This is a genomic window from Pseudomonas sp. GW821-FHT01A09, assembly GCF_058986725.1.
The window spans coordinates 207,594-231,217 of the sequence record NZ_JBYSWB010000008.1 but is presented as its reverse complement, the minus strand read 5'-3'; the positions used below and the strand labels follow the sequence as shown (position 1 = coordinate 231,217).

At 62.3% G+C, this 23,624-nt stretch carries 20 protein-coding genes; 11 read left to right on the top strand and 9 right to left on the bottom strand.

Annotated features, from left to right (window positions below; all coding sequences use genetic code 11):
* Positions 1-281: 281 nt before the first annotated feature.
* Positions 282-1,991, bottom strand: coding sequence for a ShlB/FhaC/HecB family hemolysin secretion/activation protein (locus AC3WJP_RS12380; RefSeq protein ID WP_493721403.1), 1,710 nt, complete (start codon positions 1,989-1,991; stop codon positions 282-284).
* A gap of 254 nt (positions 1,992-2,245) precedes the next feature.
* Here AC3WJP_RS12380 and hexR point away from each other — a divergent pair, with 254 nt between their 5' ends.
* The 3 genes from hexR (at position 2,246) to AC3WJP_RS12365 (ending at position 4,517) form a co-directional block, all read left to right on the top strand.
* Positions 2,246-3,109 carry a transcriptional regulator HexR gene (hexR, locus tag AC3WJP_RS12375; RefSeq protein WP_493721404.1) on the top strand — a complete coding sequence of 288 codons (864 nt, stop codon included), beginning with the start codon at positions 2,246-2,248 and terminating at the stop codon, positions 3,107-3,109.
* Positions 3,110-3,266: 157 nt separating this feature from the next.
* Positions 3,267-4,265, top strand: coding sequence for an Abi family protein (locus AC3WJP_RS12370; RefSeq protein ID WP_493721405.1), 999 nt, complete (start codon positions 3,267-3,269; stop codon positions 4,263-4,265).
* A gap of 48 nt (positions 4,266-4,313) precedes the next feature.
* The gene (locus AC3WJP_RS12365) at positions 4,314-4,517 is read left to right on the top strand and encodes a PA3496 family putative envelope integrity protein (RefSeq protein WP_493721406.1); all 204 of its coding nucleotides are present in this window, start codon (positions 4,314-4,316) and stop codon (positions 4,515-4,517) included.
* Here AC3WJP_RS12365 and AC3WJP_RS12360 read toward each other — a convergent pair.
* Complete coding sequence (locus tag AC3WJP_RS12360) at positions 4,459-5,406, bottom strand: LysR family transcriptional regulator (protein ID WP_493721599.1); 948 nt, start codon at positions 5,404-5,406, stop codon at positions 4,459-4,461. The genes AC3WJP_RS12365 and AC3WJP_RS12360 overlap by 59 nt on opposite strands.
* 203 nt (positions 5,407-5,609) lie before the next feature.
* Here AC3WJP_RS12360 and AC3WJP_RS12355 point away from each other — a divergent pair, with 203 nt between their 5' ends.
* A complete protein-coding gene (locus AC3WJP_RS12355) occupies positions 5,610-7,025 on the top strand; it encodes an acetyl-CoA carboxylase biotin carboxylase subunit (protein ID WP_493721407.1) in 1,416 nt (471 codons plus the stop codon).
* A gap of 10 nt (positions 7,026-7,035) precedes the next feature.
* Positions 7,036-8,850: a sodium-extruding oxaloacetate decarboxylase subunit alpha gene (gene oadA, locus AC3WJP_RS12350; protein ID WP_493721408.1), complete on the top strand. Its 1,815-nt coding sequence runs from the start codon at positions 7,036-7,038 to the stop codon at positions 8,848-8,850.
* A 221-nt stretch (positions 8,851-9,071) separates the two neighbouring features.
* On the opposite strand, the gene AC3WJP_RS12345 is transcribed toward oadA, so the two are convergent.
* The 4 genes from AC3WJP_RS12345 to AC3WJP_RS12330 all read right to left on the bottom strand — a co-directional run bounded on the left by AC3WJP_RS12345 (position 9,072) and on the right by AC3WJP_RS12330 (position 14,038).
* Positions 9,072-12,035, bottom strand: a complete 2,964-nt coding sequence (locus AC3WJP_RS12345) for an autotransporter outer membrane beta-barrel domain-containing protein (RefSeq protein WP_493721409.1) — start codon at positions 12,033-12,035, stop codon at positions 9,072-9,074.
* Between the two features lie 209 nt (positions 12,036-12,244).
* Positions 12,245-12,934 carry a GNAT family N-acetyltransferase gene (locus tag AC3WJP_RS12340; RefSeq protein ID WP_493721410.1) on the bottom strand — a complete coding sequence of 230 codons (690 nt, stop codon included), beginning with the start codon at positions 12,932-12,934 and terminating at the stop codon, positions 12,245-12,247.
* Positions 12,916-13,386, bottom strand: a complete 471-nt coding sequence (locus tag AC3WJP_RS12335; RefSeq protein WP_493721411.1) for a GNAT family N-acetyltransferase — start codon at positions 13,384-13,386, stop codon at positions 12,916-12,918. Before AC3WJP_RS12335 ends, AC3WJP_RS12340 begins: the two co-directional genes overlap by 19 nt.
* Before the next feature lie 25 nt (positions 13,387-13,411).
* Positions 13,412-14,038: an FMN-binding negative transcriptional regulator gene (locus AC3WJP_RS12330; protein ID WP_493721412.1), complete on the bottom strand. Its 627-nt coding sequence runs from the start codon at positions 14,036-14,038 to the stop codon at positions 13,412-13,414.
* Positions 14,039-14,131: 93 nt separating this feature from the next.
* On the opposite strand from AC3WJP_RS12330, the gene pdxR reads away from it, so the two are divergent.
* Together pdxR and AC3WJP_RS12320 are read left to right on the top strand one after the other, a co-directional pair.
* On the top strand, positions 14,132-15,679 hold the full coding sequence (gene pdxR / locus AC3WJP_RS12325) for a MocR-like pyridoxine biosynthesis transcription factor PdxR (protein ID WP_493721413.1): 1,548 nt from the start codon (positions 14,132-14,134) through the stop codon (positions 15,677-15,679).
* 219 nt (positions 15,680-15,898) lie between these two features.
* On the top strand, positions 15,899-16,792 hold the full coding sequence (locus AC3WJP_RS12320) for a bestrophin family protein (RefSeq protein WP_493721414.1): 894 nt from the start codon (positions 15,899-15,901) through the stop codon (positions 16,790-16,792).
* A 170-nt stretch (positions 16,793-16,962) separates the two neighbouring features.
* Here AC3WJP_RS12320 and AC3WJP_RS12315 read toward each other — a convergent pair whose 3' ends face one another.
* Positions 16,963-17,958, bottom strand: a complete 996-nt coding sequence (locus tag AC3WJP_RS12315; protein ID WP_493721415.1) for an asparaginase — start codon at positions 17,956-17,958, stop codon at positions 16,963-16,965.
* Between the two features lie 172 nt (positions 17,959-18,130).
* The gene (locus tag AC3WJP_RS12310; RefSeq protein ID WP_493721416.1) at positions 18,131-19,555 is read right to left on the bottom strand and encodes an aspartate ammonia-lyase; all 1,425 of its coding nucleotides are present in this window, start codon (positions 19,553-19,555) and stop codon (positions 18,131-18,133) included.
* A 163-nt stretch (positions 19,556-19,718) separates the two neighbouring features.
* Between AC3WJP_RS12310 and AC3WJP_RS12305 the strand changes: the two genes are divergently transcribed.
* Entirely contained in the window at positions 19,719-20,624 is a 906-nt protein-coding gene (locus tag AC3WJP_RS12305) for a LysR substrate-binding domain-containing protein (protein WP_493721417.1), read from the top strand.
* Positions 20,625-20,642: 18 nt separating this feature from the next.
* Here the strand turns inward: AC3WJP_RS12305 and AC3WJP_RS12300 are convergent, their stop codons facing one another.
* Entirely contained in the window at positions 20,643-21,266 is a 624-nt protein-coding gene (locus tag AC3WJP_RS12300; protein WP_493721418.1) for a hypothetical protein, read from the bottom strand.
* A 270-nt stretch (positions 21,267-21,536) separates the two neighbouring features.
* On the opposite strand from AC3WJP_RS12300, the gene purE reads away from it, so the two are divergent.
* The 3 genes from purE to AC3WJP_RS12285 all read left to right on the top strand — a co-directional run bounded on the left by purE (position 21,537) and on the right by AC3WJP_RS12285 (position 23,530).
* Positions 21,537-22,028: a 5-(carboxyamino)imidazole ribonucleotide mutase gene (purE, locus tag AC3WJP_RS12295; RefSeq protein WP_493721419.1), complete on the top strand. Its 492-nt coding sequence runs from the start codon at positions 21,537-21,539 to the stop codon at positions 22,026-22,028.
* Positions 22,029-22,052: 24 nt separating this feature from the next.
* Positions 22,053-23,135, top strand: a complete 1,083-nt coding sequence (locus AC3WJP_RS12290; protein WP_493721420.1) for a 5-(carboxyamino)imidazole ribonucleotide synthase — start codon at positions 22,053-22,055, stop codon at positions 23,133-23,135.
* Positions 23,136-23,284: 149 nt separating this feature from the next.
* Positions 23,285-23,530 (top strand): GlsB/YeaQ/YmgE family stress response membrane protein, encoded by a 246-nt coding sequence (locus AC3WJP_RS12285; protein WP_226503907.1) that lies wholly within the window; start codon positions 23,285-23,287, stop codon positions 23,528-23,530.
* The last annotated feature ends 94 nt before the right edge of the window (positions 23,531-23,624 follow it).

The window sequence follows — 23,624 nt, the reverse complement described above, 5'->3', positions numbered from 1 at the left end:
GGCCCGCTGGGAACGATGCCGTCGGCTATTGCCCACAGGGGCTGCCAGAACAGGACATTGGCCAGCAGCCACGCCAGTCCGCGCTTGGGCAAGCCCCAGAACCGCTGCCTGGATTGCAAGCGTGCCGAGGGTTGCCTGGAGAGGAACTCGAGGTGTTTGGCGTCCAAGCGAGCCCCCCTGTCGCGAATGTCGAAAACGGTTCGGGCGGCAGTAAAACAGGGGGGGTATCCGATAAAAATCGGACACTTCCTAGGCTTGTGTAGGACGTGTCCGAAGCTGTGTCAGAAGGTCATTTCAACGTGGAAATACGCGGGTGAATCGCGCTCGACCCCCGCGGAGCGCTGCCGTGAATGAGCGAAGGTCAGCCCCATGGACAGGTGGCGACCCCGCGCGAACAGCTCCAACGCATTGCCCGACAGGCGCCCATGCTGATCGCCGGCATGGCGGGTATGGCTGATCACCCCTTGGTCATAGGCCAGTGCCGCACCATATTCGGCGAACGTGGGGCGCACCCAATCCCAGGCCACGGGGCGGCTCCAACGCAGTTCGTTTCGCCAGTAGCCGCCGGTGTCGCCGGACAGGTATTGATCCTTGAAACCGCGCACCGACGTGTGTCCGCCGATGCTCATGCGCTGCGCGTTGTAGAGCACGTCTTCACTGCGTTGACCGGTGGCCAGACTGGTGAAAATGAAACTCTCGTCCCACAGCCGGAACGGCAGCAGGTAGGACGCGGTGGCGGTGTATTTGCGGTAGCGGGAGCTGGGTGCGCCAGGCCGGGCGGATCGAGCGGATTGCGCATCCAGCGCGCCGATGCCCTGTTGCAGGCCGACGTCGAGGTTGACGAAAGCGCCGCCGAGACGTCGGCCATGGTTGATGCCGAATTGCACTTCGGTGATGCGCGGACTGCTACCACCCAGCAATGTGTTGCGGGCATAGCTTTCGGTACGCATGTGGGCGATGCCTGCGCTGAGTGCGGTCTTGCTCAGGGAGTTGCGGTGAATGGCTCGCTCGGCTTGCAGCTGATGACTCTGGCTGTTGCCGCTGTAGGTGAAGCGCTGGGCCTCGGCTTGAAGGGTGGAGCGGTAATGGTTGCGGCTGTAGCTGTAGTTGAAGTTCCACCAGCCCCACGGCACGTTGTAGTTGAGCAAGGAATTGTCGGCACTGCGTGCCGAGTCGCTCTGGGCGTCGTGGTTGGCGCGCAGGTTGAACTGGTCGGCCAGGCCCAGCGGGCTGTCCCAAGCCAGGGCTATGCCCCATTGCTGTTCGCCGGTGCTCTTTTGGCCGCTGTTGTTGCGCAATAGCGAAACCCGCCACGGTTTTTGCGGGTTGTCGCTGACCTGAACGTTGCTGCTGCCGACGCTACGACCGGGCGTGAGTTCCACAGAGGCACGGCGCGACGGCAGACGGTTGAGTTGGTCGACCATTTGTTCTATCTCGCGCAGGTCGAGCACGGCACCCGGCTGGCCGGGAAAGGCCATCGCCAGCTCGCGCGATGTGGCACCGCCAGCTGTGCCGTGAACGCCTTCGAGTCGGCCTTCGATCACCTGGATCAGCAAATCACCCGATGCGAGATTCTGCTGGGGCAGGTACGCGCGGCTGGTCACCCAGCCACGTTCGAGGTAGTGGGCGGTGATATCCCTGAGCAGATGGTTGAATTGAATAACGCCCAGACATCGATGCAGATACTGGCGGGTAAGCGCGTCCTGCGCTTTGGTGGATAGAAGGTCGGCCCCTTGCATTTCTATGCGGTCGATCTTGAAGCACTCGGGGCTGGGAACGGTTTGCGGGTCGGGCTCTTGCGGCGTAGTGCCCGGCAGCCGTTGGAGATCCCGCAGGCGTCGACGCTGTTGTTCGATCAGGCCTTGCTGGCGCTCCCGGATAGACGTTTGTTCACCCGGGTTGGAGGGCATTGAATCGGCGGCCTGGGCGCAGGTCGCCAGGACGAACAACGGCAGCGCCCATGGCTGTTTGAGGAATGGAGATATCTTCATGAAGGCGGATTTCACGCTGGCGGAAAGGGCGGCCATCGTATGAATGACTTATGCAGTCGTGCAAATTGCACGATTGATTTTTGTATTTATTTCTTTATCCAGGAGCGCATTTCGGGATGCTGGCGTGATGGATTCGGGCGACGAACGGTCTTGAATGGCCAGTCTGACAATCCTTTAACTGGGCGTTTTTCAGGGCATGTAGTATAACTACAAGGTAGCTACATACAGCCCATCGACCTGTCCGAGTCCTGCCCTTGAACCTGTTGCAACACATCGCGCAATCCCGTCACCTGTTACGCAAGTCGGAGCTCAAGGTGGCCGACCACGTGCTGCTTGACCCCGCAGCGGTGATGCACAGCTCCATGGCCGATCTGGCCCATCAAGTGGGCATCAGCGAGCCGACCATCGTGCGCTTCTGCCGCGCCATCGGTTGCAGCGGTTTCCAGGACCTCAAGCTCAAGCTGGCGCAGAGCCTGGCGGCGGGGGCGAGCTTCGGGCAATTCGCGATCCATGAAGACGACTCGGTCTCGGACTACAGCCTGAAAATTTTCGACACCACCTTGCACACGCTGATGGAGGTTCGGGAAAACCTCGATCCGGTGGCGTTGCAGCGGGCGGTGACGGCCATGTCCCACGCCGATCGCATCAACTTCTACGGCTTCGGTGCTTCCGGTGCGGTAGCCGCCGATGCCCAGCACAAGTTTTTCCGTTTGTTGCTCACCGCCGCTGCCTATTCAGACCCGCACATGCAGGCGATGTCGGCGGTGACCCTCAAGGAGGGCGACGTAGCGGTGTGCATCTCCCAGTCCGGCCGCTCCAAGGACCTGCTGATCACCGCCAACTTGGTGCGTGATGCCGGCGCCACCCTGATCACCCTGTGCCCGAGCCAGACGCCGTTGGCGGAATTGTCGACGGTCAATCTGGCGATCGATGTGCATGAAGACACCGAGATCTACACGCCGCTGACCTCGCGAATCGCCCATCTGGTGGTGATCGATGTGCTGGCCATGGGCGTCGCGATGGCGCGCGGGCCGAGTCTGGTGAATCACCTGAAGAGCGTGAAGCGCAGCTTGCGTGGGTTGCGGTTGTCGCCTAAGTCGGTGAAGCACGAGGAATAGCGGCTTTTACGTTCGATACACACGTTGCATCAAATTGCAGCGTTGACAAAAAAACGGCAGATGATATCGTTCGTCTCAACAGCGCCAAATCCACTCCCGATCTTAGCATCGATGACGGTTTGGCCTTTTTTTTGCCAAAAAAAACCATAAGAATGGTATGGGTCAATCAGAAATTACGATAAAACCTTTCATGGAGTATTCCGATCTGGTTGAGCGGCTAAGTTCACGTGGAATGTTGATTCGCGATCCCCTGAGAGTTCAGCGAAAACTCACTCAAGTTGGTTACTATCGGCTCTCGGGTTATTGGCATCCGGCGCTGAAGTATAAGTTTGTGTCTACTGGTGTGATCGAAAAGCAAGATGTATTCGAAGAGGGTACCAGCTTTGAATCCATTTTTGAGTTGTACGTGTTCGATAAAAGGTTAAGGCTTGAGTTGTCCTGCGCCATTGAGCGCATTGAAGTGTTTTTGCGTACTGTCATCGCCCATGAACTCGGTCGCATCGATCCCCAAGCGCATTGCCACAAGAAGAATTTTTCAAGACTTGCCACCGCAATAGACAATCGTCGGGGCTTATCTGATTTCGATGCCTGGCATAAAAGGCACAACGATCTTATTGCTACCAGTCGAGAGGACAGCGTCCAGTCCCATTTGAGGTCGGGCAAACCCATTCCAATCTGGGTTGCATGCGAGACCTGGAATTTTGGCACTCTGTCTAAACTGTACAGTATGCTCAGCGGCTCTAATCAACAAATGATCTGCGATAGATTGAGTATCGACAAACGTCAAACGTTGGATAACTGGCTGATCAATCTGAACGGTATAAGAAATCGATGCGCTCACCATAGTAGAGTTTGCAATAGGCCCAATATCCGTACACTTATGATACCGAGTAGCAATTACTTTGATTTGCTGGGCCTTGATCAAGTGGCTCGAAATAAAATATATGGCTTCATCGCGGTTGTCTGGTACCTTTTGCTTAAAATCGCGCCGGGGTCTGACTGGATCGCGCGTATCGCAGGTCTCGTGGATGAGGTGCCGACAGTCAATGGATTTTCCATCAAGTCGATGGGCTTTCCCGATGGTGGTTTTCCTCATGCGTTGCGTCCGCAGAAACCACATTCATCTGCCCGTAATGCGGGTGCCCCGAAACCGTAACCATCCCCCCGCATCCTGTACTCCCGCACTCGCACTGGGAGACAGCTCATGACTCGATACGAAGACGGCACCATTTCCTCCGCCAAGACCCGCAAGCAGCAGGAAGACCAACGCCGCATGGCCTTTCGCCGTGCCATCGAGTCCTACTCGGACGAGCGTCGGCTCAATCAGGAGATCGCCGACTACCCCGACCTCATGCTGTGGCAGGCACCAGCGGCAGACGCCCGGCAAAGCGCTCAACCAGCGCGCTGATCTGCGCGCGTTCGCTACGGATAAAGGCGGCGAAGGCCTGCGCCACCGGTGACGGGCGCTTGGCCTTGGCCTGGACGATGCACCAGCTGCGGTACAGCGGCAGCTCGTCGACCGGCAGCTCCCTGAGCACGCCAGTGGCCAGCTCCATGTTGACGGCATGCCGCGTCAGCAATGCCACCCCCAGCCCTGCCATCACGCACTCGCGTTGAGCATCCGACGAGGCGACCTCCAGGGTCTGGGTGAAGTGCACGCGTTTCTCCTTGAAATACTCCTCGCAGGCCGTTCGCGTGCCCGACCCTTGCTCGCGCACCACCAAGGTGTAAAGCACCAGATCCTGCAGGCGCAGGCGTTCGAGCTGGCTGAGCGGATGATCCGGTGGCGCCACGGCGACAATCGGGTTGTTCAGGAAGGGCATGAATTCCAGCTGCATGTCCTGAGGCACCATGGACATGATCACCAGGTCGTCACGGTTATCCGACAATCGGCGAATCACCTGCGCGCGGTTGACCACCGTGAGGCTGAGGTTGACCTCGGGGTGCAATTTCTTGAAGGCCGCAAACAAATGCGGGGTGAAATATTTGGCGCTCGACTCCACAGCAAGCTTCAATTGACCTTGAAGCGACCCCTGCAAGTCGGACAGCTGCATATCGAGGCTCTCCAAACGCCCAAAAATGTCCCGACTGGCCCGCTGCAGGGCCTCGGCCGCTTCCGTCAGGTACAGCTTCTTGCCCACGTATTCGAACAGGGGCTGCCCGACCAACTCTTCCAACTGCCGGATTTGCAGACTGACCGCAGGTTGTGTCAGCGACATTTCGACGGCGGCGCGGCTGTACGAGCGCAGATCGCAAACCTCGTTGAAAACCTGAAGCTGACGCAAGGTCATACGCATCAATGACTTACGCATTTTTATTGACACTCTCAGAAGCGCGGAACGGTCACTATAAGTTTTTACTTATGTACCAGCCAATAAATATTGATTTTTGTTAATCGTCGCGTAGCGCTAGTGTGAAAGGGCGACCAGCGGTGTAGGACTGGTCATGCACAGATCGGCCCTGCCGGGTCGGTCGACACAACGGTCGAGGAACGTCCAACGTGATAAAAAAGATCCTGATCGCCAACCGCGGTGAGATCGCCGTGCGAATCGTGCGAGCTTGCGCCGAGATGGGCATCCGCTCGGTGGCCGTCTACTCCGACGCTGATCGCCAGGCGCTGCACGTCAAGCGTGCCGACGAGGCCTACGGGCTGGGCGCCGAGCCGCTGGCGGGTTACCTGAACCCGCGCAAACTGGTCAATCTGGCGGTAGAAGTGGGCTGCGACGCCCTGCACCCAGGCTATGGCTTCCTCTCTGAAAACGCCGAGCTGGCGGATATCTGCGCCGAGCGCGGGATCAGGTTCATCGGCCCCTCCGCCGAAGTGATTCGCCGCATGGGCGACAAGACCGAGGCGCGGCGCAGCATGATCAAGGCCGGCGTACCGGTCACGCCGGGCACCGAGGGCAACGTCGCCGATCTCGCCGAGGCACTGGTCGAGGGCGAGCGCATCGGCTATCCGGTGATGCTCAAGGCCACCTCCGGCGGCGGCGGTCGCGGTATTCGCCGTTGCAACAGCCGGGAAGAACTCGAACAAGCCTTCCCGCGGGTGATCTCGGAAGCCACCAAGGCCTTTGGTTCGGCCGAAGTGTTTCTGGAAAAGTGCATCGTCAATCCCAAGCACATCGAGGCGCAGATTCTCGGTGACAGTTTTGGCAACGTCGTGCACCTGTTCGAGCGAGACTGCTCGATCCAGCGCCGCAATCAGAAGCTCATCGAGATCGCTCCCAGCCCGCAACTCACCCCCGAACAGCGCGCCTATATCGGCGACCTGTCGGTACGCGCCGCCAAGGCGGTGGGCTACGAGAACGCCGGCACCGTGGAGTTCCTGCTCGCCGAGGGCGAGGTGTACTTCATGGAGATGAACACCCGGGTGCAGGTGGAGCACACCATTACCGAGGAAATCACCGGTATCGATATCGTCCGCGAGCAGATCCGCATCGCCTCCGGGCTGCCGCTGTCGGTCAAGCAGGAAGACATCCAGCACCGCGGCTACGCGTTGCAGTTTCGCATCAACGCCGAGGACCCGAAAAACAACTTCCTGCCCAGCTTCGGCAAGATCACTCGCTACTACGCGCCGGGCGGCCCGGGCGTGCGCACTGACACGGCGATCTACACCGGCTACACCATTCCGCCGTTCTACGACTCCATGTGCCTGAAGCTGGTGGTCTGGGCCCTGACCTGGGAAGAAGCCATGGACCGCGGGCTGCGCGCCCTCGACGACATGCGCCTGCAAGGGGTGAAGACCACCGCCGCCTATTACCAGGAAATCCTGCGCAATCCGGAGTTCCGCAGCGGCCAGTTCAACACCAGCTTCGTCGAAAGCCATCCCGAGCTGACCAACTACTCGATCAAGCGCAAACCCGAAGAGCTGGCCCTGGCCATCGCCGCCGCCATCGCCGCCCACGCAGGCCTGTGAGGAATACCTGATGTCCAAGAAAATAACCGTCACCGATACCATCCTGCGCGACGCTCACCAGTCCCTGCTGGCCACCCGCATGCGCACCGAAGACATGCTGCCGATCTGCGGCAAGCTCGACCAGGTAGGCTACTGGTCGCTGGAAGTCTGGGGCGGCGCGACCTTCGACGCCTGCATCCGCTTTCTCAAGGAAGACCCGTGGGAGCGCCTGCGCCAACTGCGCGCGGCCCTGCCCAACACCCGGTTGCAGATGCTCCTGCGCGGGCAGAACCTGCTCGGCTATCGCCACTACAGCGACGACGTGGTCCGCGCCTTCGTAGCCAAGGCGGCGGACAACGGCATCGACGTGTTCCGCATTTTCGACGCGATGAACGACGTACGTAACCTGCGCGTCGCCATCGAAGCCGTGAAGGCCGCCGGCAAACATGCCCAGGGCACCATCGCCTACACCACCAGCCCGGTGCACACCATCGCGGCCTTCGTGGCCCAGGCCAAGCAGATGGAAGCCATGGGTTGCGACTCGGTGGCGATCAAGGACATGGCCGGCTTGCTGACGCCCTACGCCACTGGCGAGTTGGTCAAGGCGCTGAAGGCCGAGCAGTCGCTGCCGGTGTTCATCCACTCCCACGACACCGCCGGCCTGGCCGCGATGTGCCAGCTCAAGGCGATCGAGAACGGCGCCGACCATATCGACACGGCCATCTCCAGCTTCGCTTGGGGCACCAGCCACCCGGGTACCGAGTCGATGGTCGCGGCGCTCAAGGGCAGCGAGTTCGACACCGGGCTGGATCTGGAACTGCTGCAGGAGATCGGCCTGTACTTCTACGCGGTGCGCAAGAAGTATCACCAGTTCGAGAGCGAATTCACCTCGGTGGATACCCGCGTGCAGGTCAACCAGGTGCCCGGCGGGATGATTTCCAACCTCGCCAACCAGCTCAAGGAGCAGGGCGCCCTGAGCCGCATGAGCGAAGTGCTGGCGGAGATCCCGCGGGTGCGCAAGGACCTCGGCTACCCGCCGCTGGTGACCCCGACCTCGCAGATCGTCGGTACCCAGGCGTTCTTCAACGTGCTGGCCGGCGAACGCTACAAGACCATCACCAACGAGGTGAAGCTGTACCTGCAGGGTGGCTACGGCGCGGCGCCGAGCGTGGTCGACGAGAAGCTGCGTCGCCAGGCCATCGGCAGCGAAGAGGTGATCGACGTGCGCCCGGCCGATCTGCTCAAGCCGGAGATGGACAAGCTGCGCAAGGACATTGGCGAGCTGGCCAAATCCGAAGAGGACGTGCTGACCTTCGCGATGTTTCCGGACATCGGACGCAAGTTCCTCGAAGAGCGCGAAGCCGGCACCCTGACGCCTGAAGTGCTGTTGCCGATTCCGCAAGCCGGCGCGGTGGCTTCGGCCGGTGGTGAAGGCGTGCCCACGGAGTTCGTCATCGACGTGCACGGCGAGAGCTACCGCGTGGACATTACCGGTGTCGGCGTGAAGAACAGCGGCAAGCGGCACTTCTACTTGTCCATCGACGGCGTGCCGGAAGAAGTGGTGTTCGAGCCGCTCAACGAGTTCGTCGGGGGCGGCGGTGGCAGCAAGCGTCAGCATGCGACCGAGCCGGGCCATGTGAGCACCTCGATGCCCGGCAACATCGTCGATGTGCTGGTCAAGGAAGGTGACGTGGTCAAGACCGGCCAGGCGGTGCTGATCACCGAAGCCATGAAGATGGAAACCGAAGTCCAGGCGCCGATCGCCGGCAAGGTCGCGGCCATCCATGTGGCCAAGGGCGACCGGGTGAATCCGGGCGAGGTGCTGGTGGAGATCGTTGCCGGCTGAGGCTGCGGCTGCAAACAGTTTTACCTCAAGGGGGCGCCGCGGTTTGGCGCTCCCTTTTTTGTACGGTCAGTGCCGGCCCCTTCGCGAGCAAGCTCTGCTCCCACAATGGTGAGCCGTACGATTGTGGAACCCAGCCCAGCTCCCACAATGGTGAGCCGTACGATTGTGGGAGCAAGGCTTGCCCGCGAAGGCGGCCTGCCAGCCGACGCAGAAGTCGACAATCAGAACCGCAACTGCCACTGCCCGATCACCGCATGATTGCGGCTGTTGCTGCCCAACTCCCCGCTATACCCCAGCCCCAAACTCTGCCGTGCGCTGAAGCCCACATCCAGCCCCGCTTCGACCACCAAGCTGTCCCGATCCAGCGCGGTACCCTGCACGCTGAACGCGCTGCCGCCTTCCAGAAACGCCTGCCGGGTGGACGAATCCACGTCCCCATAGGTGTGGCGCCAGCCCAGGCTGCCCCGTGGCGTCAGGCTGATACCGTTATCCAGCTGAGTCAGATGTGCGAAGCGCAGGCCCAGGGTGCTGGTGACGTTGTCTTGAGTCTGCGCGTTGACGTCCAGCGCCGCGGCGCCGCCTTTTTCCTGATAGCTGTTGCGGTGGTAGCGCTGGTAACCGAGGTTGGCGAAGGGCTCAAGATTCAGGCGACCGCTGCCCAGCGCGTAACCCAGCTCGGCGAAGGCCTGCTGGCTGTTGGCGTGGTAATCGCCACGCGGGGTGTCGTTGAAGCCGCTGAAGCTGACCTGGCGTTTGCTCGAACCGTCATGGCCGCTGTAGGCCGCGCCCAGGCGCAGTGCCAATGGCCCGCTCTGGTGCTGGGCGTAGACACCCAGATGCCAGCTGTCGATTTCGCCGCTCAGGCCCGAGGCGTCCAGATCAGTCCTGGAGTAACCGCCCAGCACGCCGAGGCGCCAGTCGCTGGGCATCGCCCAGTCCGCGCCAAGCAGGGCACCGTGGGTGCGTTGATCCAGCGCGCTGCTGCCGTTGCTGCCATCGAGCTTGCCGTAGCTGCTCAGCCCCTGCAGCCACAAGCGGCCCTGGGCGTTGGGGTCGTTGAGATTGCGGGCGCTGGCGGGCACACCGGTGTCCGCCAGGGCGGGCGTGTCCTTGTCGTTCAGGCCGACCATCAGCGCGCCGTTGCTGCCCATGGAGCGCATGGCCGCGAGCATGCTGGTGCCCACCTGGGCGCTGCCGGCCTGGGTCGCGGCGCTGAGACTGGCAGTGGTGGCGCCGCTCAACTGAGTGATGGCGCGGCTGGCGGTCGCGGTGCTGGTATTGAGCACGGCGTCATACAAGGCGCTGCCCTGGCCCAGCTGGCTGATGCTGTTGGCGGCGCCACGGCCGCTGCGGTTACCGGCATAGTCGGCGAAGGCGACATCGTTGCGGGCGTAGTCGAGATTGACCTGGGTGGCGGTGTAGCTCAGGGTCGGGGTCAGAAACGCGTAGTCGCTGGTGACCTTGCCAAAGGTGCCATTGACCGCGCCGGCCTGCAGCACGGTGTAATGGCTCAGCCACGGGTATTCGCCGGCGCTGGGTTGCACGGCCAGGGTCGCGCCGTCGAGGGTCGCGGTACCGCCCACGCTCAAGGGGGCGCTGGTGCCGTCGGCGTTGACGCCATAGGCGAGGGTGGCGCCGCTGTTCAGGGTCAGGTTGTTGCTGATGGTAGCGGTGCCCAGGGTGCTGTTGGTCAGCAGGGTGCCGTTGACGATCAGGTTGCCGACGCTGCCACCACCGGCATACACGCCGCCTTTATCGACCGTGAGGGTGCCCGCCACGCCGCCCTGGTTGATCAGGGTGGCACCGTTGGCGATTTCGCCGCCCTCACTGAAATCGCCGCTGCCGGTCAGGGTCCAGCTGCCTTGATTGACCTGCAGCCACTCGAAGTTCTGGCTGGCGCCGAAGCTGCCGCTGGTACCGTCGAGGGTCACCTGATCGCGGCCGGTGCCGCCGTCCACCAGGCCGACGAAGCGCCCGCCAGTCTGCACGACGAGGGTGTCGTCACCGCCGCCCATGCCCAACGCCAGGCCATTGCTGCCGCTGATCAGGCCGCTGTTGGTGACGCGGTCGTCGTACTCGCCTACCAGATTGATACCGAAGCCGTTCAGGCCCTGGATAGTGCCTTGGTTGATGATGGTCGTGGCGCTGACACCTGGGCCGTTGCTGCCGTCGTCCACCAGGATGCCGTTGTTGGCGCCGCTGATCAGCGCGCCGTTGGCGTTGAACACACTGCCGCCGCCCAAGGCGATGCCCTCGCTGCCGTTGGCGAAGCCGTTCTTGTCGACACCGCCGGCGCCGGTGCCCTGAATGATGCCGTAATTCTGGATATGGCCGATCAGGTCGATATCGACGCCGTCACCATCGCCATTGGCCTTGAGGCCGGAATAGGCGCCGGTGATGGTGCCCCAGTTGTAGACCGTGCCGTTGCCATCGGAACCGAAGCCCGAGCCGTTGCGCCCGGTGACCTCGCCGCCCTGAAAGTTGTTCAGGGTGGCGCCGTTATCGGTGGTGACACCGTGGCGCCCACCGCTGATGACGCCGTAGTTATTCACAGTGACGTTGCTGGCGGAGTCGATGTCGATGCCGTCGTATTTCTGGTCGTCGGTATGGCTGTCGCCTGTGGATATCTCGCCCCAGTTGGAGACGGTGGCGTTGCTGCCGGTCTTCATGCCGTCGCTGGCATCGCCGTGGATCACTGCCCCCGCGTAGTTATTCACAGTGATGGCGACGCCACCGTCGCGCACCGCATCGAGATCCAGGCCCTGGCCGGTGGAAGAGTGGACGGTGCCGCGGTTGTTGATGGTGATGCTGCCGCCGGCGAAATTGCTGTCGATACGCAGGGCGTCGTCGTAGCCGTCGATGGTCGCGCCACTGTTGTTGTTGATGACGTAGTTGCGCGCCGCCGCCTCGGAACCGCTGCTGTCGAAGGCGCGGCCCGTGGTGGATTGGATCAATCCGAAGTTATCCACAACCACACCGGTGCCGCTGGTGGCGCCCTTGAGACTCACCGCCTTGCTGGCGGAGTAGACGATGCTGCCCGTGCTGGTCACGGTCAGCAGGTTGGTCCCGCTTAGTTCCTGCTGGGCAGTGGTCGCGGTGCTGATGGTGGCGCTGGCGGCATGAGCCTGGCCGGCGAACATGCCGAGGGCGATAGCGAGCGCAAGTCGGTGCTGTGGATAACTCATGGCGACGGCTTGTTGTTGGGTGGGCCGTCTTGTATAGCGATTTAATATTACGGTTTTTTTATATGGCTGAATAATTTGCTACAAATCAGATCCTGTAGCGGGGGGGCTTGCCCCCGAAAAGGTGTGTCAGCTGAATGAATGTCGTTGACACGATTTTTCGGCGGCAAGCCCCCTCGCTACAGGTAGGTGACGTTGGGGGGTCTACGCGCTCAGCCGGGGACCAAGGTCGGCTGGCGGCACTCGGGCAGCGTCTTGACCTGACCACTCGCGGTTTGATTGGCCTCCGACAGCCAGATCTCGAAGCCGGATTCGATCATCGGCCATTGCTCGTCCATGATCGCAAAATAGGCGGTATCGCGGTTGCGACCCTTGACCACCATATGCTGGTGGAACACCCCTTCAGGGCTGAAACCATAGCGCTCGGCAGCGCGGCGTGAGCGCAGGTTGGCGTTGTCGCATTTCCACTCGACCCGGCGATAACCCAGCTCGAAAGCCAGCTTGGCGAGCAGATAGACCGCTTCGGTGCCCTTGGGGGTGCGCTGCATCGGCGCGCCGAAGGCGACATGGCCGATTTCGAGGCGACCGTGGGCGGGGTAGATCGACATCAGGCTGAGGATGCCTTCGGCGTTGCCGGTGGCCAGATCGACTGCGCAGAAACCCAGCGGGTCGTCGCTGATGGCGTAGCCGTCGAGCCAGATATCGAACAGTTCGCGATCGTTGAATGGGCCATAAGGCAGGAAATCCCAGAAGACCGGGTCGGCGGCGGCGCCTTGCAGCGCCTCCCACAGGTCATCGCTATGACGCACGGGGTCGAGCTTTTCCAGGCGCACGAAGCGCCCGGTGAGGGTGGTGGCAACAGGCTTGGGTACCGTTTTCCAGTTTAATTCTCGAGTCGACATGGAAGCTCCTGGAGGGACTGGCGAAATTGGATAAAGCCCGGGCGTTCGGCGACGCGCTCGTACAGTGTAATCGCTGTGCGGTTGGTCTCGTGGGTCAGCCAGTGAACTTTGATGCAGCCGTCACGCCTGGCGCTAGCGTAGACGAACTCGATCAACTGGCGGCCGATACCGGTGCCGCGCACAGTGGTGTCGACGATTAGATCCTGTAGATAGCAAGAGTTCTCTACCGACCAGCATGAGCGATGATAAATATAGTGCACCATGCCGACCGCTACCCCATCCTGCCACGCCAGCGCGGCGTTGATCGGCTCGGCGGGGTCGAGCATGCGCTGCCAGGTCACTGCGGTGACTTCAGCGGGGATGTCGGTGTTGTAGAAGCGCTGGTAGGCCTGCCAGAGGGGGAGCCAGTGGCTGTGGTCGGCGGCGGTGACGGGGCGGATGGCGAGGGTCATGGATGGATTTCCTTGAAATGGGTGCTCAGAGATTGTTCATGGCAGCAGCGAGGGCCTGATCGCCGGGATCGGTGCTGGCGCCCAATCCGCTCTTGACCCCCTGGATATCAGCGGCCGAGCGGTTCTGGCCCAATTTGCGTTTGCCCTGCAGGCGCGCGATCGGGATGGAGAACCCGACGATGGCCTTGAGCATGCCGTCGATGTAGTCCACTGGTGCATCGCTGACCGACCACGGTTGCGCCTGACGCGCCTCGTGGCGATCGGTCAGGCCGCTAACCACCTGCAGCAGGCGCTGCGCATCGGTGAATACTTCGGCCTGACCGTAAGCGTGCACTGCCTCGTAGTTCCAGGTCGGTACCACCTTGCCGTGCTCGGCCTTGGCCGCATAGAAACCAGGGCTGATATAGGCGTCGACGCCAGGGAATATCACCATCGCTTCACCCGTGGCCAGCGCTCGCCACTGTGGATTGGCCCGCGCCAGATGGCCGTGCAGGGTGCCGAATTCGCCAGCGCTCGAGTCCAGCAGTAGCGGTATATGGCTGGCCTCCAGGCCATCGGGCCCATGACTGACGAGGATCGCCAGACGCGTGGCGAGGATATGCCCGTGCAGCTCGGGCAGAGAGTCGTGGCGAAACGCGGAGGGCGTATACATGGCGGGATTCCTGTGACGAATGGGTTCATCCTAGGCATGATATTGGCCTTGTCCAAGATCCATTAATTGCCAATTACCTAGGTCCATTCGTTTATGGTCAGCCCTGTCGTCCTGCCATTCGATCCCTCCGGCATTCACCTCGACCGCCGCCAGGGGCTCAGCCGTCAGCTGTACCAAGCGCTGCGCATGCGAATGCTAGAGGGCAAGCTCAGCCATGGCACCCGCATGCCAGCGAGCCGCGACCTGGCCAAGGCGCTGGGCATATCGCGCAACAGTGTGGTGCGCGCCTATGACCAACTGTATGCCGAAGGCTTTATCGAAGGTCGGGTAGGGGATGGCACCTATATCGCCGATATCGTTGCGCAAATTGCAACCAGCGAACGATCAGGAAAAAAACTATCCACAAAACCATCCACAGGGTTAAGCACAGGCTTATCCACAGGTTTATCCACAAAACAGGCCGAATTACCTGTGCATTCGTACAGCTTGGAGCTGCAAACGGAGCGCGCGCAGCGCTTGCAACAGCACTATGTCAGCGTGCCCCTCGAAGGCGAGCCGGGTGCCTTCAGAGCGGGAATTCCGGCTTTCGATCTGTTCCCGTTCGACGTGTGGGCCAAGCTGCACGGGGCTTTCTGGCGCAAGGCCGATCCTGCCCGGTTGGGCTACGGCGATCCGGCAGGGGACGCGCGCCTGCGCGAGTTGATCGCGGCCTACCTGCGCAGTTCGCGAGGCTTGCAATGTGCGCCTGAGCAAATTCTGATCACCTGCGGTGCACAGCAGGCCATCAGCTTTTGTGCACAGCTGTTGATCGAGCTTGGCGACTGTGTGGCTGTGGAAAACCCTGGTTATCGAGCGGCCATGCACGCGCTGGCCAATGCCGGGGCGCAGTTGCAAGGCGTTGCGGTGGATGATGAGGGTTTCGACACGACGCAGCTCGAGGCGTTGGACGATTGCCGCCTGGCCTACGTGACGCCCGCGCACCAGTACCCCACGGGAGTGACGCTGAGCTTGAGCCGCCGCCTGGCCCTGCTGGATTGGGCGCAGCGGCGCAATGGCTGGATCATCGAGGATGACTACGACGGCGAGTATCGCTACAGCGGAGCGCCTTTGGCACCGTTGGCGGCGCTGGATCGGCACGGGCGGGTGCTGTACGTGGGCACCTTCGGCAAGGTGGCGTTCCCGGCGCTTCGCCTGGGTTATCTGGTGTTGCCGCCGACCTTGGTGCAGACCTTCGTCCGACGCCTGGGCGTAGAGGGCCGCAGCCTGGAAATCGGCAGCCAGGCGGTGATGGCGGAATTCATCGCTGCCGGTCATTTTCAGCGGCATATCCGCCGCATGCGCCGGGCTGCGTTGAGTCGTCGCGATACGTTGCTGGCGCATTGGCCTGTGAATATTCCCGGGTGCGGGCCGGTGCCGGAGGTGTCTGCGGGACTGCATGTGAAAGTGCCTGTGGATAACCCCGAGCGGGAGCGGGAACTGGTCGAGAGGGCGGTTGCGGTGGGGGTCGAGATGACGCCGCTGGCGAGTTATTGGCTGCCGGGCAGCAGGGTGGACAAGAGCGGGTTGGTGCTGGGATTTGCGGCGGTGCCTGAGCCGGCGATTCGTGACGCGTTGCGCAAGCTCGATAAGGCTTGGCGCTGATTTTTGTTGTGTCTGGGCGGGCCTCTTCGCGGGCAAGCCTGGCTGCCAGAATGGAGCGGTGATTCTGTGGGAGCCGGGCTTGCCCGCGAAGGGGGCTAGGGGGAAATTCGTAATGATTTGAATCACTCTACCGCTCTATCTCGCGAACCCTCGACGTTTTTCGCATTCGAAGCCTCTTGTGCGCAGTTGCGCCTACGCTCTTCCAACAGGATTTAACGCATGCCGGAAATGATCGTCAAAAAGCTTCTATTGGTTCGCAAGACCGTGACCTATATCGGCTGGTCGCTGTTCTGGCTGCTGATCTGGGACGTGATCGTCACCGTAGATTTCATGCTGTTTCTGGAGCGTAAGTACACGTTGCCAGCGTTGCCTTTGACCCTGCTGGGTTCGGCGCTGGTGGTGCTCACCAGTTTCCGCAATTCCAGTGCCTACAACCGTTGGTGGGAAGCGCGCACGCTATGGGGCGCGCTGGTCAACAACTCGCGCAGCTTCGCGCGGCAGATCCTCACCCTGATCGACGACGATCACGGCATCAACCCGGTCAAGGCGACCTTGCTGCGCCGCCATGTGGCCTATGTGAAGTGTCTGTCGGCGCACCTCAAGGGTCGCCCGTGCGATGAAGAGGTGCTGCAATACATTTCGGAGCACGAATTCGCCAAGGCGCAGACCACCAACAACTTCCCCAACGATCTGCTCAACAGCTCGGCCGCCTTGCTGGTCAAGGAATACCGCGCCGGGCGGTTGGACAGCATTCGCATGGCGCGGCTGGAGTCGACGCTGGTGGAGATATCCAACTGCCAGGGCGGCATGGAGCGCATCGCCAATACGCCGCTGCCTTACCCCTACGTGATGTTCCCGAAGCTGTTCATCACCCTGTTCTGCATCATCGTGCCGATCGGGCTGGTGGAGACCCTGGGGTGGTACACGCCACTGGCCTCTACCGTGGTGGGCTTCATGCTGCTGGCGATCGAGAAGATCGGCAGCGCTCTGCAGAGCCCGTTCCTGGCCAGCGAGCACGAGATCCAGATGACCGCCCTGTGCCAGAACATCGAGAAGAACCTCGACTCGATGCTGCGCGATGCCCAGGACGAACGGCTACCGGCGCTGATGTAAAGGATCGGCATTGCTGTGCAAGGCGCGCCGGCCCCTTCGCGGGCAAGCCTCGCTCCCACAGGTGCCTCGCTCAGGCACTTTGGTGGGCGCCGAACCCTGCTTCTGTGGGAGCAAGGCTTGCCCGCGAAAACCAACCCGAGAGCGCCATCACCGTCCAGGCTTTTCCCTGATCAGCCCAGCAGCTCGCCACACAGATCCAGCTCCACCAGGCGGCGTACCTCGTCGAAGCTCAAGCCCACGCCGAGCAGGCCATGCAGCTTGCCCAATGCGGCTTCGCGGGTCATGCCGGCGCCGGACAGCACGCCGACATCGCGCAGTCGCGCGCCGGCTTCATACACATCCAGCTCTACGCCGCCTTCATGGCACTGGGTGGTCGCCACCACCACGATGCCGTTGTCGCGAGCGCTGCGCAGGGCCTCGATGAACATGCTGTTGTCGCTGGGGCCAGTGCCGCTGCCGAAGCACTCGAGAATCAAGCCCTGGATGCCGCTGTCGAGCACGGCTTGCAGCAAGCGCACATCGAAACCCGGCACCAGCGGCAACACGCCGACCTTGGCCTGGGCCTTGGGCTGGCGGTAATCGAGCTGGCTCGGCAGGGTACCCACCGGCGTGCCGCCGCCATTGCGTTGCAGGGCGCGGAACGGCTGGCGGCCGAAGCTGCGGATCTTGGCGCAGCGGCTCGGCGGCAGCAGTTCGCCATGGAAATACAACTGTACGCCGGGCGGCTGCCCTGCGCCCAAGGCCAGCAGGGCACCGTTGAGGTTCTCCCAGGCATCGCTGTCCGGCGCGCCGGCTGGCAGCATGGCGCCGGTGAACAGCACCGGGGCGGGCAGGCCCAGCAACTGGAAGCTCAACGCGGCGGCGCTGTAGGCCAGGGTGTCGGTACCATGCAGCACCAGCACGGCGTCGCATTTGTCCACCAGCACGGCATGCACGATGGCTTCGCGCAGCAGTTGCCAGTAGGCGGGCGACATGTTGGCGCTGTCGATCAGCGGCAGCAGTTCGAGGAAGGTCCAGTGCGGTACCTGCAGTTCAGGTTGTGCGGCCAGTTGCTCGCGCATCCGCGCTTCGAAACCCGAAGCCGGAGCCAGGCCGTTGGCGCTGGCCTGCATGCCGATGGTGCCGCCGGTGTAGAGGACCTTGATGTGTTGCGCGGGAGAGGTCATGGCCAGTCCTGTCTGATTATTGTTGCCGGAGAGTGGCGTGCCGGGATTGTGCCCGTGTGCCGCCAGCGCGGCAATCACGCTTCTGGATAAAAAAAGGGCCCGCAACCAGTGGCTGCGAGCCCTCAAAAGGTGAGAGGTGTCTAGTCTCTCGACCTGGTGAGCGGTGCCGGCATCAGGCCTTGAGCGGGACCAGACGCGGCGCGATCATGTTTTCGGGGCGCAGGATGTCGGCGAGCATGATGTCGTCGAGCAAGCCTTCTTCGCGCACCAGTTCCAGCACGCCCCGGCCCGTTTCCAGGGCGACGCGGGCGATGCGGGTGGCGTTTTCATAGCCGATGTAAGGGTTCAGCGCGGTGACCAGGCCGATCGAGTGCTCGACCAGTTCGCGGCAGCGTTGTTCGTTGGCGGTGATGCCGACGATGCAGTGCTCGCGCAGCATGTCCATGGCGCGCTGCAGCAGGCGGATCGAGTCGAAGATCTTGTAGGCGATCAGCGGCTCCATGACGTTGAGCTGCAATTGCCCACCTTCGGCGGCGATGGTCAGGGCCAGGTCGTTGCCCATGATTTCGAAGGCGCACATGTTCACCGCCTCCGGGATCACCGGGTTGACCTTGCCGGGCATGATCGAGCTGCCTGGCTGACGCGCCGGCAGGTTGATTTCATTGATGCCAGTGCGCGGGCCGCTGGACAGCAGGCGCAGGTCGTTGCAGATCTTCGACAACTTGACTGCGGTGCGCTTGAGCATGCCCGAGAACAGCACGAAGGCGCCCATGTCGGAGGTCGCTTCGATCAGGTCGGCGGCCGGCACCAGCGGTTGGCCGCTGATGGTGGCCAAGCGCGAGACGGCCAGATACTGGTAACCCGGGTCGGCGTTGATGCCGGTGCCGATCGCGGTGCCGCCCAGGTTCACTTCGGTGAGCAGTTCCGGGGCCAGGCTGCGCAGGCGGTTGAGGTCTTCGGTCAGCGTGGTGGCGAAGGCGCGGAATTCCTGGCCGAGGGTCATAGGCACGGCGTCTTGCAGCTGGGTGCGGCCCATCTTCAGTACGTGGGCGAACTCCACACCTTTGGCGGCGAAGGCCTGGATCAGGCTGTCGAGGCTGGCCAGCAGGGCGTCGTGGCCCAGCAGCAGGCCCAGGCGGATGGCGGTGGGGTAGGCGTCGTTGGTCGACTGCGCCATGTTCACGTCGTTATTGGGGTGCAGGTACTGGTACTCACCCTTGTTGTGACCCATGGCCTCGAGGGCGATGTTGGCGATCACTTCGTTGGCGTTCATGTTGGTCGAAGTGCCAGCGCCGCCTTGAATCATGTCCACCACGAACTGGTCGTGGAAATCACCGCGAACCAAGCGTGCGCAGGCTTCACTGATGCCGGCGTGCTTGGCGGCACTCAAGTGACCGAGTTGGTGGTTGGCATCGGCGGCCGCCTGTTTGACCATCGCCAGCGCCACGACCAGCTTGGGGTAGTGCGACAGCGGCACGCCGGACAAGCGGAAGTTGTTCACTGCGCGCAGAGTCTGGATGCCGTAGTAGGCTTCGGCGGGTACTTCGAGAACGCCAAGCAGGTCTTTTTCGATGCGCGATGATGCAGCGGAGGACATGATAGATATAGTCTCGGACAGGAGGCCGGTAAGTACCGGAGTGGCGCCAATACTAGGCTCGCGCCGATTTGAGCTCCAATGCTGTTGCACGCTAAGCTATGCACAATCGGCATAATGTTGATGTGACGACCGTCTTTGATCGAACGTGTGAGGCACGCACCCCATGAACCTCGAAAGCAAGTGGCTCGAAGACTTCAGCGCCCTGGCGGCGACGCGAAGTTTTTCCCAGGCGGCGGAGCGTCGCTTTGTCACCCAACCGGCGTTCAGTCGGCGTATTCGCAGCCTTGAGGCGGCGCTGGGCCTCACCTTGGTGAACCGCTCGCGCACCCCGGTGGAGCTGACCGAGGCCGGGCAGTTGTTCTTGGTCACGGCGCGCACGGTGGTCGATCAGCTCGGTGAAGTGCTGCGCCACCTGCACCACCTCGAAGGCGGGCAGGGCGAGGTCATGCAAGTGGCGGCGGCGCACTCTTTGGCCTTGGGGTTTTTCCCGCGGTGGATCGCGCAGCTGCGCAACGAAGGCCTGAACATCGCCACGCGGCTGGTGGCAACCAACGTCGGAGATGCCCTGCATGCTCTGCGCGAAGGCGGTTGCGACCTGATGCTGGCGTATTACGATCCGGATGCGGCGCTGCAGATGGACCCGGAAATCTTCCCCTCGCTGCACCTGGGGCAGACCGAGATGCTGCCGGTGTGCGCCGCCGGGGCCGATGGCCAGCCGCTGTTCGAGCTGGAGGGTGAGGGCAGTGTGCCGCTGCTGGCATATAGCGCTGGCGCCTTCCTTGGCCGTTCGGTGAGCCTGCTGCTGCGTCAGCATAAATTGCGCTACACCACGGTGTACGAGACGGCCATGGCCGACAGCCTGAAAAGCATGGCGCTGGAAGGTCTGGGCATCGCCTGGGTGCCGCGCCTCAGCGTCTCGGCGGAGCTGGGGCGCGGCGAGTTGTTGCAGTGCGGCGGTGCGCAGTGGCAGATCCCCTTGGAGATACGCCTTTACCGCTGTGCGCTGATGCGCAATGCGCAGGTGCGGCTGTTGTGGCGCAAGCTGGAGGCGGCGGCCGCCGGGGCTTGAACCAGCGCGCGGCGGTATTCAGGGAAATTGGATGAGGTGATCGCCGATCAGGTCTCGATTCGCTTCGCTGAAGGTGTAGCAGTGGGCTTTGAGGGCGTTGCGGTTGGCCATATAGCTGTCGCACATGCTCCAGCCGCTCTTGGCGTGATCGTGGATGGCGCCGAACATATGCCCCAGTTCGTGGGCAGGTGCACTGTAGTAATCGAGCGAAGCGATGCCGGTGTTGCTCAGGTGGGTGGTAATGCCATAAGCCACGTCGTTGAGAGGACGCGTGGTCAGCAGCAGGCTTTTGTTGAGCTCGGCCCTGCCGGGTTTTTCGTTATCGGCGAAATACCGGCGGGCGAGGTGTTGCATCTGCCGCAGCACCGCGTCGTGGTTGTCGTTGCGGTAGTCCAGCGTGGTGATCTCGTTAGCCTCGGTTACATAGTCGAACTGCACCTCCCGGCCGCTGATTTCGGTCATTTCCTTCTCCCAGTGAGAGAAGAAATCCTGGTGCAGCTTGTCGACCGATTGCGTCACGTCCTGGTGGACGAACAGGGTAATCTGCAGGGGTTGCGGTCTGGCGAACGCGTGACCGGCGATCAGACTTAGCGAGATCAGCGCGGTCATGACGAGGTAGCGAGCCTGGGCAATGATTTTCATGGGGGATCTTCCTTGATGATGGGTTCGGTGCGACCACTGCCACGTGGCGTGACCGCCCGCGCATTAGGCGCCGACAGCTCGGCAGGTGGCAGATTGAGACATTTCCCCCGCACGCCGGAAGGGGGGCGTATCTGCCCGAAACTTGCGGTATACTGCGCGGCCTTTGGCCGGTTCGATCGGCCTTAAATCGCATAACAAGCCACGCCGGTCTCCCGCGTGGCTTGTTGTTTTTTGACGCGCCTGCGGGCGCCCAAGAGAAGAGGCTCGACGATGAGTGCACTGGTTGGCGTGATCATGGGCTCCAAGTCCGATTGGTCCACCCTTAGCCACACCGCCGACATGCTGGAAAAGCTCGGTATTCCGTTCGAGGTCAAGGTGGTCTCTGCCCACCGTACTCCGGACCTGCTGTTCCAGTACGCCGAGGAAGCCGAAGCCCGCGGCCTCGAGGTGATCATCGCCGGTGCCGGTGGCGCGGCGCACCTGCCGGGCATGTGCGCGGCCAAGACCCATCTGCCGGTGCTCGGTGTGCCGGTGCAGTCGTCCATGCTCTCGGGCGTCGATTCGTTGCTGTCCATCGTGCAGATGCCCGCGGGCGTGCCGGTCGCCACCCTGGCCATCGGCAAGGCCGGCGCCATCAACGCCGCGCTGCTGTCGGCGAGCATTCTGGGCGCCAAGCATCCGCAGTTCCACGCCGCGCTCAAGCAGTTCCGCGTCGAGCAGACGGACACCGTCCTGGACAACCCAGATCCGCGTCAGGCCTGAAACTGGCAACATGAGGTTCGCAGTATGAAGATCGGTGTAATCGGTGGCGGCCAGCTGGGCCGCATGCTGGCTCTGGCGGGCACTCCGCTGGGCATGAATTTCGCGTTTCTCGACCCCGCCCCGGACGCCTGTGCCGCCTCGCTGGGTGAACACCTGCGGGCGGACTACAGCGACCAGGATCACCTGCGCCAGCTGGCCGACGAAGTCGATCTGGTGACCTTCGAGTTCGAGAGCGTGCCGGCAGAAACCGTCGCCTTCCTCTCGCAGTTCGTGCCCGTCTACCCGAGCGCCGATGCGCTGCGTATCGCCCGGGATCGCTGGTTCGAGAAGAGCATGTTCAAGGACCTGGGCATTCCCACCCCGGCCTTCGCCGACATTCAGTCTCAGGCCGACCTCGACGCTGCCGTGGCGGCCATCGGCCTGCCCGCAGTGCTCAAGACCCGCACCCTGGGCTACGACGGCAAGGGCCAGAAGGTCCTGCGCAGTGCCGCCGACGTCGTCGGTACCTTCGCCGAGCTGGGCAGCGTCGCCTGCCTGCTGGAGGGCTTCGTGCCGTTCACCGGTGAAGTGTCGCTGATCGCCGTGCGGGCTCGCGATGGCGAAACGCGCTTCTACCCGCTGGTGCACAACACCCACGACAACGGCATCCTGCGCCTGTCGATCGCCAGCACTGACCATCCGCTGCAGGCGCTGGCCGAGGATTATTCAGCCCGCGTGCTGGAAAAACTCGATTACGTGGGCGTCATGGCGTTCGAGTTCTTCGAAGTGGACGGCGGCCTCAAGGCCAACGAGATCGCCCCACGCGTACACAACTCCGGGCACTGGACCATCGAGGGCGCCGAGTGCAGCCAGTTCGAGAACCACCTGCGTGCGGTTGCCGGCTTGCCGCTGGGTTCCACTGCCAAGCTGGGCGAGAGCGCCATGCTCAACTTCATCGGTGAAGTGCCGCCGGTGGACAAGGTCATCGCCCTGGAGGACTGCCACCTGCACCACTATGGCAAGGCGTTCAAGGCGGGTCGCAAGGTCGGTCATGCAACCTTGCGCAGCGACGACATGGCGACCTTGCGGCGGCGTATCGCCGCGGTCGAAGCGCTGATCGGCGACTGATCGGCCGCCGTTTCGCTGCCTGCACCTACAGACCCGGCTCGCTGCCGGGTTTGTCATATTTGAACCATTGCAATGGCTTACCCTCTGATTGCATGACGCCAACGCCCATCGGGAGTTGATCATTTCAATTTGTAGGCAGGGGTATTCACATGGGCATTATCGGCACTATTTTCATCGGTTTGATCGTCGGTCTGATCGCGCGCTTTCTCAAGCCGGGCGATGACAGCATGGGCTGGATCCTGACCATCCTCTTGGGTATCGGCGGTTCGCTGGTAGCGACCTACGGTGGTCAGGCGCTGGGCATCTACCGCGCGGGCGAAGGCGCCGGGTTTATCGGTGCGGTGGTCGGTGCGATCATCCTGCTGGTCGTGGTCGGTCTGATCCGCAGGAAATAAAGACCCTGTGGCGAGGGGGCTTGCTCCCGATAGGGTGGTTCAGTTACTTCATCTGTGGCTGACACGGCGTATCGGGGGCAAGCCCCCTCGCTAC

What these genes read in the sequence shown, in the direction of transcription:
- AC3WJP_RS12380 (WP_493721403.1), bottom strand. Translation starts at nt 1,991, where the DNA reads ATGAAGATATCTCCATTCCTCAAACAGCCATGGGCGCTGCCGTTGTTC.
- AC3WJP_RS12370 (WP_493721405.1), top strand. Translation starts at nt 3,267, where the DNA reads ATGGGTCAATCAGAAATTACGATAAAACCTTTCATGGAGTATTCCGAT.
- AC3WJP_RS12365 (WP_493721406.1), top strand. Translation starts at nt 4,314, where the DNA reads ATGACTCGATACGAAGACGGCACCATTTCCTCCGCCAAGACCCGCAAG.
- AC3WJP_RS12360 (WP_493721599.1), bottom strand. Translation starts at nt 5,406, where the DNA reads ATGCGTATGACCTTGCGTCAGCTTCAGGTTTTCAACGAGGTTTGCGAT.
- oadA (WP_493721408.1), top strand. Translation starts at nt 7,036, where the DNA reads ATGTCCAAGAAAATAACCGTCACCGATACCATCCTGCGCGACGCTCAC.
- AC3WJP_RS12345 (WP_493721409.1), bottom strand. Translation starts at nt 12,035, where the DNA reads ATGAGTTATCCACAGCACCGACTTGCGCTCGCTATCGCCCTCGGCATG.
- AC3WJP_RS12340 (WP_493721410.1), bottom strand. Translation starts at nt 12,934, where the DNA reads ATGTCGACTCGAGAATTAAACTGGAAAACGGTACCCAAGCCTGTTGCC.
- AC3WJP_RS12335 (WP_493721411.1), bottom strand. Translation starts at nt 13,386, where the DNA reads ATGACCCTCGCCATCCGCCCCGTCACCGCCGCCGACCACAGCCACTGG.
- AC3WJP_RS12330 (WP_493721412.1), bottom strand. Translation starts at nt 14,038, where the DNA reads ATGTATACGCCCTCCGCGTTTCGCCACGACTCTCTGCCCGAGCTGCAC.
- pdxR (WP_493721413.1), top strand. Translation starts at nt 14,132, where the DNA reads ATGGTCAGCCCTGTCGTCCTGCCATTCGATCCCTCCGGCATTCACCTC.
- AC3WJP_RS12320 (WP_493721414.1), top strand. Translation starts at nt 15,899, where the DNA reads ATGCCGGAAATGATCGTCAAAAAGCTTCTATTGGTTCGCAAGACCGTG.
- AC3WJP_RS12315 (WP_493721415.1), bottom strand. Translation starts at nt 17,958, where the DNA reads ATGACCTCTCCCGCGCAACACATCAAGGTCCTCTACACCGGCGGCACC.
- AC3WJP_RS12310 (WP_493721416.1), bottom strand. Translation starts at nt 19,555, where the DNA reads ATGTCCTCCGCTGCATCATCGCGCATCGAAAAAGACCTGCTTGGCGTT.
- AC3WJP_RS12305 (WP_493721417.1), top strand. Translation starts at nt 19,719, where the DNA reads ATGAACCTCGAAAGCAAGTGGCTCGAAGACTTCAGCGCCCTGGCGGCG.
- AC3WJP_RS12300 (WP_493721418.1), bottom strand. Translation starts at nt 21,266, where the DNA reads ATGAAAATCATTGCCCAGGCTCGCTACCTCGTCATGACCGCGCTGATC.
- purE (WP_493721419.1), top strand. Translation starts at nt 21,537, where the DNA reads ATGAGTGCACTGGTTGGCGTGATCATGGGCTCCAAGTCCGATTGGTCC.
- AC3WJP_RS12290 (WP_493721420.1), top strand. Translation starts at nt 22,053, where the DNA reads ATGAAGATCGGTGTAATCGGTGGCGGCCAGCTGGGCCGCATGCTGGCT.
- AC3WJP_RS12285 (WP_226503907.1), top strand. Translation starts at nt 23,285, where the DNA reads ATGGGCATTATCGGCACTATTTTCATCGGTTTGATCGTCGGTCTGATC.